Below are 14,988 nucleotides of genomic sequence, written 5' to 3'. Positions count from 1 at the left end.
GCCCGCACTGACCTCGGTGACCTTCCCGTTGCCGCAAGCACGGGCGAGGAGCCACACCGTTTCCGTGCACAGGCAGACCGTAGGCGCGCCCGACCCTTACCGCGTCGCGATCGTCGGTGACAGCGATGCCGCCTTGTCGCTCCACGACGGCAAAGACGCTGGGCTCCCCGAGGTTGCGAGGTTCTTCGCGAAACAGGACGTCGAGGCGTTCTGCAAGTGCGAAGTGACTCGGACAGGTCGTGTCGAAGGCGAGCATCGATCAGGGCGCCGACTCGGCTTCGTTGCGCAGAGGCAGATCCTCGATCGTGATCTGACCGTGCAGCAGTTCGACGGCTCGGTTCGAGGTGATCTTGTCGAACCTCCAGGCTTGGATCACCGCGTGTGCGAAGGTGGGCGGAACCGTCACCGAGGTCAGACCGGGCTGCGGAGCCCATCCGAGGGCTTCGAGTATCTCGGCGCGTGTCGGTGTGCGCCATCGACGGGCCGCGCTCCCGTCGATGACCTTTGCGTGTTGCGCTTGTCTGAGCGCTGTCGACCAGGACGTCCGATAGCGTGCGGCGAGTTCGATCAGATATTCGCGGGCCACGCTCTCGTCTCGCAGCCGTCGGTGATCACCGCGACCGGCAACAGCAGTTCGGCGGCGAACGCGCCGATGGCTCGCTCTCTTTCCTCGCGCGAAGCCGCGACACCGAGATCCGTCGAATACTCATCGCCCAGAACGAGGTGGCCCAGCTCGTGAGCGGCAGTGGCACGGCGACGACCGGGGTCGGCCGCACTGTTCACGACCGCCACTGCCAGCCCGTCGTCCGTCAGCGAAGCACCGTCCCCAGTCAGCTCAGTGACGAGCAGGAACTGTCCGGCGCGCTCGCATACCGACATCATCGTGTCAATGGGCCTGGTGCCAAGGTCCAGGTGCTCACGTAGCCAGGATGCAGCTTCCCGCGCCGCTGGTAGCCCGTCGACCTTGCCCGGAAAAATCACCACATCCAGGGGCGGTAGCTGTCCGAGGTCCACCAGTTGGCGGACGTCCCGTAGCCACTCGAACAAGGCGGCTTCCAGGCGTGACTCAGCGCGCCCGGAGTTCGTTCCGGTGTCGTCCAAGGGAAGGCTGCTGCGCCGGGAGACCACCGCCGGGCGCGCGTCCAGGAAGTACCCGATCGACACTGAGAGTGCCTCGGCGAGACGCGCCAGCTCAAGGGCGTCCAGACGTCGCGCTCCACGCTCGATTTTCATGACCATCGTGCGGTCCAGGCCGATCTCGGCGGCCAGCTCGGCCTGGGACAGCCCAGCGCCCAAGCGCGCCTCACGCACGCGCTCGCCGATCTCGGTCCATTCCACACAGCCACGGTTAGTGCGATTTTCGCACATGTCAAGCGTGGTTGGTTCTATCGACGCAATCGAGGAAGCTGCATTACCCCGCACCACTGTGCGGCATGCGCACGTTCCGGATGATGTCCATCACCCGGGACTGAACTCCCGATGAGCGGGATCGGCAAGGTAACGTCACAGCACTACCGATCCGTGAACAGGGAAGGACCGGGCATGTTTCGCAAGGTGCTGGTCGCCAACCGCGGGGAAATCGCCATCCGGGCGTTCCGCGCGGGCTACGAGCTGGGCGCGGGCACAGTGGCGGTGTTCCCCCACGAGGACCGCAACTCGCTGCACCGTCTGAAGGCCGACGAGGCCTACGAGATCGGCGAACCGGGACACCCGGTCCGCGCCTACCTCGACGTGGAAGAGATCGTCGGCGCCGCGCGGAAAGCCGGTGCGGACGCGGTGTACCCCGGCTACGGATTCCTGTCCGAGAACCCCGATCTCGCGCGCGCGTGCAAGGAAGCCGGCATCACCTTCGTCGGCCCGAGCGCGGAAATCCTGGAACTGACCGGTAACAAGGCGCGCGCCGTCGCGGCCGCCCGTGAGGCCGGGGTGCCGGTGCTCGGCTCGTCGCAGCCGTCCACGAACGTCGACGAGCTGACCGCCGCGGCCGAGGAGATCGGGTTCCCCGTCTTCGTCAAGGCCGTCGCCGGTGGTGGCGGCCGCGGCATGCGCCGCGTCAACGATCCCGCGCACCTGCGCGAGTCGATCGAGGCCGCGATGCGCGAGGCCGAGTCGGCCTTCGGCGACCCGACCGTGTTCCTGGAAAAGGCCGTCGTCGACCCGCGGCACATCGAGGTCCAGATCCTCGCCGACGGCGCCGGCAACGTCATCCACCTCTTCGAGCGCGACTGCTCGGTCCAGCGGCGGCACCAGAAGGTCATCGAGCTGGCGCCCGCGCCCAACCTTGCCCCTGAGCTGCGCGACCGCATCTGCAACGACGCCGTCGCGTTCGCCCGCAAGATCGGCTACCGCAACGCGGGCACCGTCGAGTTCCTGCTCGACCGGGACGGCAACCACGTCTTCATCGAGATGAACCCGCGCATCCAGGTCGAGCACACGGTGACCGAGGAGGTCACCGACGTCGACCTGGTGCAGTCGCAGCTGCGCATCGCCTCCGGCGAGACGCTCGCCGACCTCGGCCTGTCGCAGGAGAAGGTCTACCTGCGCGGCGCCGCGATGCAGTGCCGCATCACCACCGAGGACCCGGCCAACGGGTTCCGCCCGGACACGGGCATGATCAGCGCCTACCGCTCGCCCGGCGGTTCGGGCATCCGCCTCGACGGCGGCACCGCGTTCGCCGGCACCGAGATCAGCGCGCACTTCGACTCGATGCTGGTGAAGCTCACCTGCCGCGGCCGGGACTTCAAGACCGCGGTGGGCCGCGCCCGCCGCGCGCTGGCCGAGTTCCGCATCCGCGGCGTGTCCACGAACATCCCGTTCCTGCAGGCCGTGCTCGACGACCCGGACTTCGCCGCCGGGCGCGTCACCACCTCGTTCATCGAGGAGCGGCCGCACCTGCTGACCGCGCGGCACTCCGCCGACCGCGGCACCCGGCTGCTGACCTACCTCGCCGACGTCACGGTCAACAAGCCGCACGGCGAGCGGCCGCGCCTGATCGACCCGGCCACGAAGCTGCCGTCGCTGCCCTCGGCCGAGCCGCAGGCGGGGTCGAAGCAAAAGCTGACCGAGCTGGGTCCGGAGGGCTTCGCGCGGTGGCTGCGCGAGTCGCCCACGCTGGGCGTCACGGACACGACCTTCCGCGACGCGCACCAGTCGCTGCTGGCGACCCGCGTGCGCACCAAGGACCTGCTGGCCGTCGCGCCGGTCGTGGCGCACACGCTGCCGCAGCTGCTGTCCCTGGAGTGCTGGGGCGGCGCGACCTACGACGTCGCGCTGCGGTTCCTCGCCGAGGACCCGTGGGAGCGGCTGGCGAAGCTGCGCGAGGCGGTGCCGAACATCTGCCTGCAGATGCTGCTGCGCGGCCGGAACACGGTCGGCTACACGCCGTACCCGACCGAGGTGACCAACGCCTTCGTCGAGGAGGCCACCAACACCGGCATCGACATCTTCCGCATCTTCGACGCCCTCAACGACGTCGAGCAGATGCGCCCGGCCATCGAGGCCGTGCGGGAGACCGGGAAGGCCGTCGCCGAGGTCGCGCTCTGCTACACCTCGGACCTGTCCGACCCCGGCGAGAAGCTCTACACGCTGGACTACTACCTCAAGCTGGCCGAGCAGATCGTCGGCGCCGGGGCGCACGTCCTGGCGATCAAGGACATGGCCGGCCTGCTGCGCGCGCCGGCCGCGGAGAAGCTGGTCTCCGCGCTGCGCAAGGAGTTCGACCTCCCGGTGCACATCCACACCCACGACACCGCGGGTGGCCAGCTGGGCACCTACCTGGCGGCGATCGGCGCCGGGGCGGACGCGGTGGACGGCGCCGTCGCGTCGATGGCGGGCACCACCTCGCAGCCGTCGCTGTCGGCGATCGTCGCGGCCACCGACCACTCGCCGCGGCCGTCCGGGCTGAGCTTGCGGGCGGTCGGCGACCTGGAGCCGTACTGGGAGATCGTGCGCAAGATCTACGCGCCGTTCGAGGCGGGCCTGGCCTCGCCGACCGGCCGCGTGTACGACCACGAGATCCCCGGCGGTCAGCTGTCCAACCTGCGCACGCAGGCCAAGGCGCTCGGGCTGGGCGACCGCTTCGAGGAGATCGAGGCGATGTACGCGGCGGCCGACCGCATCCTGGGCCACCTGGTCAAGGTCACGCCGTCGTCCAAGGTGGTCGGCGACCTGGCGCTGCACCTGGTGGGCGCGGGGGTCGAGCCGGAGAAGTTCGAGGCCGAGCCGAACCGCTACGACATCCCGGACTCGGTGATCGGCTTCCTGCGCGGCGAGCTGGGCGACCCGCCCGGCGGCTGGCCGGAGCCGTTCCGCACCAAGGCGCTCGAGGGCCGCGCCGAACCGAAGCCGGAGACCGAGCTGTCCGCCGAGGACCGCGAGGGCCTGGCGAAGGACCGCCGCGCGACGCTCAACCGGCTGCTGTTCCCCGGGCCGACCAAGGAGTTCGAGGAGCACCGCCGCGCCTACGGCGACACCAGCGTGCTGTCCAGCAAGGACTTCTTCTACGGTCTGCGCCCGGGCGAGGAGTACGCGGTCGACCTGGAGCCGGGCGTGCGGCTGCTGTTCGAGCTGGAGGCCGTCGGTGAGGCCGACGAGCGCGGCATGCGGACGGTGATGGCGACGCTGAACGGGCAGCTGCGGCCGATCCAGGTGCGCGACCGGTCGGTGGCCTCGGACCTGCCGGCGGCGGAGAAGGCCGACAAGTCCAACCCGAAGCACGTCGCCGCGCCGTTCGCCGGTGTGGTCACGCTGTCGGTGGCCGAGGGCGACGAGGTCGCCGCGGGCGCCACGGTCGCGACCATCGAGGCGATGAAGATGGAGGCGGCGATCACCGCGTCCGAATCGGGCAAGGTGGTGCGCCTGGCGATCAACTCGGTCCAGCAGGTCGAGGGCGGTGACCTGCTGATCGTGCTGGAGTAACACCCGAACGCAGAACTCGCGCACGGGAACGCAGGACTCGCGCACCGGAACGCAGGACTCGCGCGGAAGCCGACAGCCCGCGAGTCCCACGCTCACGCCCGCGAGTCCCACACTCGTGCTCGCGAGTTCTGCGCTCGTGAGCGCGAGTTCGGCGGGCGGGGAAATCCGCGTGCGGCGGCCCCCGTGCCGTCGTTAGGGTCGGTGCGTGCTGATCCAAGCGGTACCGCAGTGGCAAGGGGCCCGGACACCCCGGGCGGGCGATCTGCCCGCGGGGTGCCGGGCCCTTTCCGCGTTGGCGGCGGAGGTTCTCGGGGCGCCGGTGCGCGAGGTGCGTCTGGAGGCGGGCGAAACGCCGGTCGTGGACGGGATCGCGAACCGGGAAGCGTTGCTGGACAACCGGAAGCGGCACGCCGAGGCCCTCGCCGACGGACCGGTGCTCACCATCGGCGGTGACTGCGCCGCCGACCTGGTGCCCGTCGCCGCCGCCCGGGCCCGGCACGGCGAACGCTTCGGCGTGGCGTGGTTCGACGCGCACGGCGACCTCAACACCCCGGCCGGCTCGCCGTCCGGCGCCTTCCACGGGATGGTGCTGCGGTCGCTGCTCGGCGACGGCGATCCGGCGTTCGCGGCCGCGCCCGCGGTCGAGCCGGGCCGTGCGGTGCTCGTCGGGGCGCGGGCGCTGGATCCGGCGGAACGGGACGAAATCGAGGCGGGCCGGGTCCGGCTGGTTTCGGGGGAACCGTCACGGATTGTCGCCGAAGTCCGGGATGCCGGTATCGAACGGCTGTACGTGCACGTCGATCTCGATGTCCTGGACCCCTCCGCGTTCGCCGGAATGGACTACCCGGAACCCGATGGGATGACCGTGTCGCAGCTCGTCGACGGGCTGCGTGCGCTCGCGGAGTTCGAGGTCGTGGGCGCGGGCATCACCGAATGCGTTTCCGGCAAACGGGATGATCTGGTGATTCTGGCACCTGTGCTGCACACCATTGGTGAATTACTTCGCTGATACAAGCGATTTCGCCGCGCGCGTGCTTGAATGAAGTTCGTGGGTAGCGCAGGTGGAGTCGCCGGCGCCGTAGGGGAACTCCTGCACACGGCGCTCGGTCAGAACGTCCCGATCCGGATTCGTTGCTGGGACGGCAGTGAAACCGGGCCGCCGGACGCGCCGGTGCTGCACCTCAAACACCGCCGCGCGTTGCGGCGCCTGCTGTGGGCGCCGAACGAGCTGGGCGTGACGCGGGCGCACGTCGCCGGCGAGCTCGACGTCGAGGGGCCGTTCGTGGAAGCCCTGGAGCGGCTGCACGATCTGGTCTACGACGTCGACTTCGACGTGGACCTCACCTGGGCGGTGCGGCGCGACCTGGCCAAGGCGGCGCTGAAGCTGGGCATCGTGGGGTTCCCGCCGAAACCGCCGCCGGAGGAGATCAAGCTCGCCGGGCGCATGCACTCCCGGCGCCGTGACGCGGCCGCCATCTCGCACCACTACGACGTGGGCAACGACTTCTACGCGCTCGTGCTCGGGCCGTCGATGACGTACTCGTGCGCGGTGTGGCCGAAGCCGGAGACCACGCTGGAGGAGGCGCAGACCGCGAAGGTCGACCTGGTGGCGCGCAAGCTCGGGTTGCGCGAGGGGATGCGGGTGCTCGACGTCGGCTGCGGCTGGGGCACCTTCGTCATCCACGCCGCCAAGGAGTACGGCGCGCACGCGGTCGGCGTCACGCTGTCGCAGGCGCAGGCGGACTTCGCGCGCAAGCGGGTCGCCGAGGAGGGGCTGTCGGACCTGGTGGAGATCCGGGTGCAGGACTACCGCGAGGTGTCCGACGGGCCGTTCGACGCGATCTCCAGCATCGGGATGGCCGAGCACGTGGGCGCGTCGATGCTGCCGGTGTACGCGAAGTCGCTGTTCGACCTGCTGCGGCCGGAGGGGCGGTTGCTCAACCACGCCATCTCGCGGCACCCGTCGGTGCCGCCGCGGAACCAGAAGACGTCGTTCATCGACCGGTACGTCTTCCCGGACGGCGAGCTGGAGCCGGTGAGCGTGATGGCCGCGGCGATCGAGGAGGCCGGCTTCGAGGTGCGGGACGTGGAGGCGCTGCGCGAGCACTACGGGCGCACGCTGCGCGCGTGGGTGGCGAACCTGGAGGCGAACTGGGCCGAGGCGGTCCGCCTGGGCGGCGCGGGACGGGCGCGGGTGTGGCGGCTGTACATGGCCGCGTGCGCGCTGAGCTTCGAAAGCGGGGCCATCGGGGTGAACCAGATCCTGGCGGTGAAGCCGACGGCCCGCGGCGGCAGCGGGATGCCGCCGGTGCGGAGCGCCTGGCTGTCCTGAACCGAGCGGCGAGGCCGGGCGGGCGGTTGCGGCCTGCCCGGCGCAGCGCGGGTGGCTTGGGAATTCAGGGTCGCTGCGGAGCTGCGCCTGGAGCCGAAGGCTGCGGCGCGCGCGGGTTCTGCGCGTGCGCCCGGCCGGTTCTCGCGTGGGCCGGCAGCAGGATGCCGCCGGTGCGGTCGGCGGGCTCAGTGTGGGGTGGCGCGGGCTGGTTCTCGTGTGGCCGGCGGCGGGATGCCGCCGGTGCGGAGCGCTTGGCGGTCCTAGCCGCGGGCGCGGCCGGAGGCTGCGGTGCGGCGGGCGGGTTAACGGAGGCCGCCCGGCCCGCCGCGCGGGTCCGGGCTCAACGCGGCGGGCCGTTGGCCATCACGGGCGAGGCCGGACGCTAGCGGGTTGGCGGAGGCCGCCCGACCTGCCGTGCCGGGCTTGGGCTCAGGCGTGGGTGAGGTCGGCCACCAGCTCGTAGGAGCGCAGCCGGTCGGCCTCGCCGTGGACCATCGTCGTGATCATGATCTCATCGGCGCCGGTGTCGCTGACCAGCGTCTCCAGGCCCTTGCGGACCGTCGACGGTGAGCCGTGGATCGTCGTGCCCAGGCGTTCGTCCACGAAGTGCCGGTCGATCTCCGAGTACGGGTACCCGGCGGCCTCCTCGGGCGTCGGCAGCGGGATCGGGTTGCCGCGCCGCAGCTGGAGGAACTGCAGGCCGCTCGGCCCGGCCAGCCACCGCGCCCGGTCGTCGGTCTCCGCGCAGATCACCGCCGCGCCGAGCATCACGTAGGGCTCGGACAGCGCCTCCGACGGCTGGAACGACTCGCGGTACAGCTCCACCGCCGGGATCGTGTTGCGGGCGCTGAAGTGGTGCGCGAACGCGAACGGCAGCCCGAGCGACCCGGCCAGCCGCGCGCTGAACCCGCTCGACCCGAGCAGCCACACCGGCGGCTTGTACCTCGGCACCGCCCGCACCGCGCCCTTGCCGTCGAAGTAGTCCATCAGCTCGGACAGCTGCTGCGGGAAGTCGTCCGCGCCCAGCGCCTGCGCCGAACCACGCAACGCGATCGCCGTGCGCTGGTCGGTGCCCGGTGCCCGGCCGATGCCGAGGTCGATGCGGCCGGGGTGGAACGCCTCCAGCATCCCGAACTGCTCGGCCACCACCAGCGGCGCGTGGTTGGGCAGCATGATGCCGCCGGAGCCGACGCGGATGCTTTCGGTCGCCGCCGCGACGTGGCTCATCAGGACCGCCGTGGCCGAACTCGCGATGCCCGGCATGTTGTGGTGCTCGGCGACCCAGAACCGCCGGTAGCCGAGCCGCTCGGTCTGCCGGGCCAGCTCGACGGTGTTGCGGAGCGCGGTGCGCGCGTCCGCGCCGCTCGGAATGGGGGACAGGTCCAGCACGGACAGCGCGACGTCGGATAGCGGCTTCACGGCAACGTCCAACGCGCACCCGCCCGCACGTCTTCCCGCGCGAACGCAGAACTCGCCTGCGGGAGCGTGGGACTCGCGGCTCCGAATGTGGAACTCCCGCGCCGGAACACAGGACGCGCGGGCCGAGCGCGGGACTCGCGCGGGCGAGAGGTCAGTGCGGCAGGTTCAGGGCGGGGCAGGAGCCGTCCACGGCCGCCCGGCGGAGTTCGTCCCCAGGCACGCCGGGGAACTGGACCTGGGGGCAGTCGTGGGCTGGCGGTAGCACGAGTGCGCCTTCCGCGCCTACGAGCCCCGCCCTGCTTCGCCTCACCGCCAAGACCGCGCCCGTCCACAACTCCTGACGGTGGGCGACTACTAGGAGCCGCACGGCACCCGGCCACCCGAGTGCGGAACTCGCGCGCCGGAGCGCAGAACTCGCGCGCCGGAACGCGGAACTCGCGCGCCGGAGCGTGGGACTCGCGGGGCGGAGCGTGGGACTCGCGTGGCTATGAGCCGGGGACTGAGCCGATCGCTGGTGGGGACGGGGGTGCGCCAGTCACCACCGTGCCCAGCGTCTCCTGCCAGGCGCGCTGCCACAGCCCGGCGGCCTCGATCTTGCGCAGCCAGTCGTTGACGAACCGCTTGAACGTGTCGTCGTCGAGCTTGAGGCCGATGCCGTACGGCTCGCTGGTGAACGGCTGCCCGCTGATCTGCAGCTTCGAGTCCAGTTGCGCCTCGCCCGCCAGCACGGTCAGATCGTGCACGTACGCGTCGCCCTTGCCCTGCTCCAGCGCCTGCACGCACTCCTCGGCCGTGCCGAACGTGGTGATCTTCGCGCCGGGCGCGCGCTGCTGGATCGCCGCCACGCTGGTCGTCCCGGCCACCGCCAGGACGGTCTTGCCGTTGAGGTCGGCGGGGTCGTCGATGCCGGTGGTGCCCTTGAGCGTGGCGATCGCCTGCCCGGACAGCAGGTACGGCCCGGCGAACGCGACCCGCTGCGCCCGTTCCGCCGTGATCGTGTAGATCCGGATCACCGCGTCCACGGTGCCCGTTTTCAACATCGCTTCGCGCGTTTCCGGTGTGGTCGTCACGATGTTGACGTTCGGCCGGCCGATGATGTATTTCGCCAGCATTTTTCCGAGTGTCGCGTCGAATCCGTCGGTGCTCCCGGTGATCGGATTCCGCTGCGACAGCAGGGGCAGGTTCTCGTCGCCGCCGACGATCAGCGTGCCGCGGGCCCGGATCGCCTGGGCGGTCGGGCTGGCCGCCAGCTCCGCCTCACTGGCCACCGGAGCCTCACCGATAACTCCCTGACCAGTGGAAACTTCACCACCAGTGCTCGCGGTCTCGTCGCCGGTACAGGCGACGCCCGTCGTGAGCAGCGCCGCGGCGAGGCCGATCGAGGCCGCCGTACGGCGCGCAGCACGCACCCAACCTGCCATGAGGTGCTCCATCCACAGTCCCGGACATCACGAAGAGACGATCGGTCTCGCCGTGCATGGTAATTGCCCGGGAAATGATGGAGGCTGACGAAGACGTCGCTTTTTTCGTGATTTATTCCGCAGGCAGCCACTCGTCGTCGGAGGCCACGACGGTCAGTTGCTGGGTCGCGCGGGTCAGTGCGACGTAGAGCACGCGGCGCCCGGTGAGCGACTCGGTGATCAGCTCGGTCGGCTCGACCAGCACGACGGCGTCGTACTCCAGGCCCTTGGCGTCCAGGCTGCCGACGACCTTGAGCCGCTCGTCCGCCTGGCCCCGCACCCACGTGCCGACCTCGGCGACCCGGTCCATGGCGCACACCACACCGACCGTGCCCTCGACCGCGTCCAGCAGCTCCTTCGCCGCGGCCTGCACCGCGCTCTCCACGCTGCCGGGCTCGACCAGCCGCACGTCCGGCTCGATCCCGGTGGTCCGCACCGCGTGCGGCAGCTCACCCTCGGCGGCGTGCCCGGCGACCACCCGCGCGGCCAGGTCGAAGATCTCCGCCGAGTTCCGGTAGTTGGTGCGCAGCGTGTACCGGCGGATCGGGGTGCGCGCGCCGAACACCTGCGTCCGGGCCTGCGCCGCCTCCGCCGGATCCGGCCACGAGCTCTGCACCGGGTCGCCGACCACCGTCCAGCTGGCGTACTTGCCCCGCCGCCCGACCATCCGCCACTGCATCGGCGAGAGGTCCTGCGACTCGTCGACCACGATGTGCGAGTACTCGTCGTAGTGCTCCGGCCGGTGCGGTTTGCCGACCGACCCGCGCTCCGGCGGCGCCGCGTCCAGCTCGACCTGCTGCGCGCGGCGGCGGCGCTTGGGCGGCGGCCCGACCAGCACGCGCAGCTCGTCCAGCAGCGCCACGTCGGCGACCGTCCATTCGCGCTCGCGGTCGGCGAACGACGCGGCCAGCAGGTCGACCTCGTCCGGGGTCAGCACACCCCGCGCGGCCTTGGTCAGCCGCTTCGGATCACCCAGCCAGCGCAGGATCTCGCCGGGGTACAGCACCGGCCACCACACCACCAGGAAGCGGTGGAAGTCGATCCGCTCGCCCAGGTCGTGGATCAGCTCGGCGCGCTCGATCGTCCGGCCGTCGGCGCGGCCGTTCTCCTCGGCGCGGTCGGCCAGCGCCTCCAGCAGCGCCTCGGCCGCGCGCACCCGCGAGCGGTTCGGCGGCCCGCCGTGGCCGTGCACCTTGCGGCGGACCTTCTCCAGTTCCTTGCGGGTGAGCTTGAGGACCTCGCCCTTGTAGACGATCCGCATCTCGCCGGGCACGTCCGGCGGGGTGTCGCGCAACGCCTTGAGCAGCACCTTGCGCATCCGCAGCGACCCCTTGATCGCGGCCAGCGGCGCCGGGTCCTGCCGGTCGGTCTCGATGCCGTCGAGCACCGCGCCCAGCGCCCGCAGCTCGACGTTCGTCTCACCCATCGACGGCAGCACGCGGGAGATGTAGTTGGTGAACACCCCGGACGGGCCGACCACCAGGCCGCCGGCCCCGCCGAGCTGGCGGCGGTAGCGGTAGAGCAGGTAGGCCGCGCGGTGCAGCGCGACGGCGGTCTTGCCGGTGCCCGGGCCGCCGGTGATTTCGGTGACACCGCGCCACGGCGCCCGGATGACCTCGTCCTGTTCCTTCTGGATGGTGGCGACGATGTCGCGCATCTTGTCGCCACGCGACCGGCCCAGCGCGGCCATCAGCGCGCCCTCGCCGACCACCTGCATGTCGTCGCCGACCGCGTCCGGGATCAGCACGTCGTCGTCCACGTCGAGCACGGTCTGGCCGGAGCAGCGGATGACGCGGCGGCGCACCACGTCCATCGGTTCCTCGGCGGTGGCCTGGTAGAACGCGGCGGCCGCGGGGGCGCGCCAGTCGGTGACCAGGTTGTCGAACTCGGCGTCGCGGATGCCGAGGCGCCCGACGTAGATCGTCTCCCGGCTGGTGTGGTCGAGGCGGCCGAAGACCAGGCCCTCGTACTCGGCGTCCAGGGTCTGCAGCGTCTGGGTCGCGTGGTGGACCATCATGTCGCGCTCGAACAGCATCGAGGCCTGCTCGAAAACGGCTTCGCGCTGGGCGCCGTGGCCGATCTCGTAGCCCTTGGCACGCATCGCCTCCGCCTGCGCCCGGAGTTCGGCGAGCCGGGTGTAGACGCGGTCCACGTGGTGTTGTTCGATGGCGATCTCGGCCCGTCTGACCCGAGGTTCCGACACGCAGCGCTCCTACAGCTCACTCGCCGGCAACAGGAAGATTGACTCTACGCGTGCCCCGCGCGCTGTTCACCGGGTCCTGGGCAAAACACCGCGTAGAACACAGCGCGATGATGGGGGTGTGACGACGAGGATCGTGGCCGGGGCGGCGAGCGGGCGGCGGCTCAAGGTGCCCGCGCAGGGCACCCGGCCGACCTCCGAGCGCGTGCGGGAGGCGTTGTTCAACGCGTTGGAGGCGGCGGGCGAGCTGACCGACGCGCGGGTGCTGGACCTCTACGCCGGTTCCGGCGCGCTGGGCCTGGAGGCGCTCTCGCGTGGCGCGGCGGACGCGGTGTTCGTCGAGTCCGACCGGCGGGCCGTGCAGGTGCTCAAGGCCAACGTGAGCGCGCTCGGGCTGGGCGGATCGGTGCGCTCCGGCCCGGTGGAGACGGTGCTGGCGCAGCCCGCCGACGAGCCGTTCGACCTCGTGCTGGCCGATCCGCCGTACTCGCTCGGGGCGGACCGGATCGGCGCGGTGCTGACCGCCCTGGCCGCCGGCGGCTGGATCGCCGGGCACGGGCTGGTGATCGTGGAACGCGCGCTGCGCGACGGCGAACCCGCCTGGCCGGCCGGGTTCGAACCGGTGCGCACGTCGCGGTACGGCGACACGGCGTTGTACTGGGCGGAGTACGTCACTTCACCGCGCCACGACGGGTAGAGCTTGATAGCGTCCGCGGCATGCGGCGTGCGGTGTGTCCTGGCTCCTACGACCCGGTGACCAACGGCCACCTCGACATCATCGAGCGGGCGGCGAAGCTGTTCGACGAGGTCGTGGTCGCGGTCATGATCAACAAGTCCAAGAAGGGCATGTTCTCCATCGAGGAGCGCCTGGAGATGCTGCGGGAGATCACCGCGCACCTGCCCAACGTGCGGGTGGACTCCTGGCACGGGCTGCTCGTGGAGTACTGCAAGCAGAACGGCATCGCGGCGATCGCCAAGGGCCTGCGCTCGGTCAGCGACTTCGACTACGAGCTGCAGATGGCGCAGATGAACCGCGAGCTCTCCGGTGTGGAGACGCTGCTGATGTCCAACAACCCCGCCTACGGCTTCGTGTCCAGCTCGCTGGTCAAGGAGGTCGCCACCTACGGCGGCGACGTGAAGAACCTGGTGCCGGGCGTGGTCTTCGAACGGCTGACCGCGAAGCTCGCCGAGCGCGCCTGATCGGGCGACGACTTTCGTCGGGACTTCGGGCGCGTTCACCTGACGGCCTCCTGCGGGTAACGCGATCGGGCTACGGTCCGAAAATGACCAACACCACGATGTCCCGGGTGGCCGGTGTGCTGCTCGCGTTCGTCCTCACGTTGTTCACGGGCCTCGGCCTGGTCGCGCCCGCCTCGGCCGCGCCGGCGTCCCTCGCCCAGGCCGAGTGCGGCGACACCTCCGGCTTCACGGTGGTCGCGCTGAGCGACCTGCCCGCGGAGGCCACCGACACCTACGAGCTGATCCAGCAGGGCGGCCCGTACCCGTACGAGCAGGACGGGACGGTCTTCCAGAACCGGGAAGGGCTGCTGCCGAACTGCGCGAGCGGCTACTACCACGAGTACACCGTGGAGACCCCCGGCAGCGACGACCGCGGCGCGCGGCGGATCGTCACCGGCTCGGCGGGGGAGTACTTCTACACCGGCGACCACTACGCGAGCTTCGACCTGGTGGACGTGAATTCCTGACGGAACTCCTTGACACGCCCGCCCGTCGCCCACCACCACCCTCAACGGAGACGCTTCGCGTCACTGACACGCCCGCCCGTCGCCCACCACCACCCTCAACGGAAACGCTTCGCGTTGCTGACACGCCCGGTAACGCAGCGTTCCCCCCTTTCCCCGGAGAACCGGGCAGACTGGTGGTCAAGCCGGATGGGGAAAGGCCACCTAGGGAGTCGCTGTGTACCGGGTGTTCGAGGCGCTGGACGAACTCGTCACGATCGTGGAAGAGGCACGCGGGGTGCCGATGACATCCAGCTGCGTGGTCCCCCGCGGGGACGTCCTCGAACTGCTCGACGACGTGCGTGACGCGCTGCCCCGCGAGGTCGACGACGCGCAGGACGTGCTCGACCAGCGCGACGAGCTGATCACCAAGGCGCGCGACCAGGCCGAGACCACGGTCAACGACGCCAACGCCGAGGCCGAGCGGGTCACCTCCGAGGCCGCCGCGGAGGCGGAGCGCATGATCGCCGACGCGCAGGCGCGCGCCGAGCAGGTCATGGCCGACGCCCGCGCCGAGGCGGAGCGGATGATCGCCGCGGGCCAGGCCGAGTACCACAACCTGACCGAGCGGGCCCGCGCCGAGGCCGAGCGCATGATGCAGGCCGGCCGCGACGCCTACGAGCGGGCCGTCGAGGACGGCCGCCACGAGCAGTCCCGGCTGGTGTCCCAGACCGAGGTCGTGCAGGCCGCGCACGCCGAATCCGCGCGGATCGTGGACGAGGCCCACGCCGAGGCCGACCGCCAGCGCGCCGACTGCGACGCCTACGTCGACGGCAAGCTCGCCGAGTTCTCCGAGCTGCTGTCCACCACGCTGCGCACGGTCGACTCCGGCCGCAACCACCTGCGCGCGCCGTCGACCCTCGGCCAGCGGCCCACGCCCCTGTACGACTTCCAGCCCTGAACGGGTGAGGGCGTAGA

12 protein-coding genes are annotated in these 14,988 nt (G+C 71.0%); 7 read left to right on the top strand and 5 right to left on the bottom strand.

Annotated features, from left to right (window positions below):
• Positions 1-259: 259 nt before the first annotated feature.
• A complete protein-coding gene (locus D0D15_RS36530) occupies positions 260-586 on the bottom strand; it encodes a hypothetical protein (RefSeq protein ID WP_198958320.1) in 327 nt (108 codons plus the stop codon).
• The gene (locus D0D15_RS04285) at positions 568-1,338 is read right to left on the bottom strand and encodes a helix-turn-helix domain-containing protein (RefSeq protein ID WP_198958319.1); all 771 of its coding nucleotides are present in this window, start codon (positions 1,336-1,338) and stop codon (positions 568-570) included. The genes D0D15_RS36530 and D0D15_RS04285 overlap by 19 nt, the downstream gene beginning before the upstream one ends.
• A 204-nt stretch (positions 1,339-1,542) precedes the next feature.
• Between D0D15_RS04285 and D0D15_RS04280 the strand changes: the two genes are divergently transcribed.
• The 3 genes from D0D15_RS04280 to D0D15_RS04270 all read left to right on the top strand — a co-directional run bounded on the left by D0D15_RS04280 (position 1,543) and on the right by D0D15_RS04270 (position 7,249).
• Positions 1,543-4,917 (top strand): pyruvate carboxylase, encoded by a 3,375-nt coding sequence (locus tag D0D15_RS04280; RefSeq protein ID WP_094007358.1) that lies wholly within the window; start codon positions 1,543-1,545, stop codon positions 4,915-4,917.
• Between the two features lie 205 nt (positions 4,918-5,122).
• On the top strand, positions 5,123-5,926 hold the full coding sequence (locus D0D15_RS04275) for an arginase family protein (RefSeq protein ID WP_094007357.1): 804 nt from the start codon (positions 5,123-5,125) through the stop codon (positions 5,924-5,926).
• 39 nt (positions 5,927-5,965) lie between these two features.
• A complete protein-coding gene (locus D0D15_RS04270) occupies positions 5,966-7,249 on the top strand; it encodes a class I SAM-dependent methyltransferase (RefSeq protein ID WP_094007384.1) in 1,284 nt (427 codons plus the stop codon).
• Positions 7,250-7,678: 429 nt separating this feature from the next.
• Here the strand turns inward: D0D15_RS04270 and D0D15_RS04265 are convergent, their stop codons facing one another.
• The 3 genes from D0D15_RS04265 to D0D15_RS04250 form a co-directional block, all read right to left on the bottom strand.
• Complete coding sequence (locus D0D15_RS04265) at positions 7,679-8,668, bottom strand: LLM class flavin-dependent oxidoreductase (protein WP_094007356.1); 990 nt, start codon at positions 8,666-8,668, stop codon at positions 7,679-7,681.
• Positions 8,669-9,153: 485 nt separating this feature from the next.
• Positions 9,154-10,089 (bottom strand): glutamate ABC transporter substrate-binding protein, encoded by a 936-nt coding sequence (locus D0D15_RS04255; RefSeq protein ID WP_094007355.1) that lies wholly within the window; start codon positions 10,087-10,089, stop codon positions 9,154-9,156.
• A 112-nt stretch (positions 10,090-10,201) separates the two neighbouring features.
• Entirely contained in the window at positions 10,202-12,331 is a 2,130-nt protein-coding gene (locus D0D15_RS04250; RefSeq protein WP_115944252.1) for a HelD family protein, read from the bottom strand.
• Positions 12,332-12,449: 118 nt separating this feature from the next.
• On the opposite strand from D0D15_RS04250, the gene rsmD reads away from it, so the two are divergent.
• The 4 genes from rsmD to D0D15_RS04225 all read left to right on the top strand — a co-directional run bounded on the left by rsmD (position 12,450) and on the right by D0D15_RS04225 (position 14,971).
• On the top strand, positions 12,450-13,025 hold the full coding sequence (gene rsmD / locus D0D15_RS04245) for a 16S rRNA (guanine(966)-N(2))-methyltransferase RsmD (RefSeq protein ID WP_198958318.1): 576 nt from the start codon (positions 12,450-12,452) through the stop codon (positions 13,023-13,025).
• Positions 13,026-13,045: 20 nt separating this feature from the next.
• On the top strand, positions 13,046-13,528 hold the full coding sequence (coaD, locus tag D0D15_RS04240) for a pantetheine-phosphate adenylyltransferase (protein ID WP_094007353.1): 483 nt from the start codon (positions 13,046-13,048) through the stop codon (positions 13,526-13,528).
• 83 nt (positions 13,529-13,611) lie between these two features.
• Positions 13,612-14,034, top strand: coding sequence for a guanyl-specific ribonuclease (locus D0D15_RS04235; protein WP_094007352.1), 423 nt, complete (start codon positions 13,612-13,614; stop codon positions 14,032-14,034).
• A gap of 214 nt (positions 14,035-14,248) precedes the next feature.
• Positions 14,249-14,971: an SPFH domain-containing protein gene (locus tag D0D15_RS04225; protein ID WP_094007350.1), complete on the top strand. Its 723-nt coding sequence runs from the start codon at positions 14,249-14,251 to the stop codon at positions 14,969-14,971.
• Positions 14,972-14,988: the final 17 nt, after the last annotated feature.

This window comes from Amycolatopsis thermalba (assembly GCF_003385215.1).
Taxonomy (GTDB): Bacteria; Actinomycetota; Actinomycetes; order Mycobacteriales; family Pseudonocardiaceae; genus Amycolatopsis_E; species Amycolatopsis_E thermalba.
Note: the sequence above shows the minus strand (reverse complement) of the source record. Positions and strands in the feature narration are given on the sequence as shown.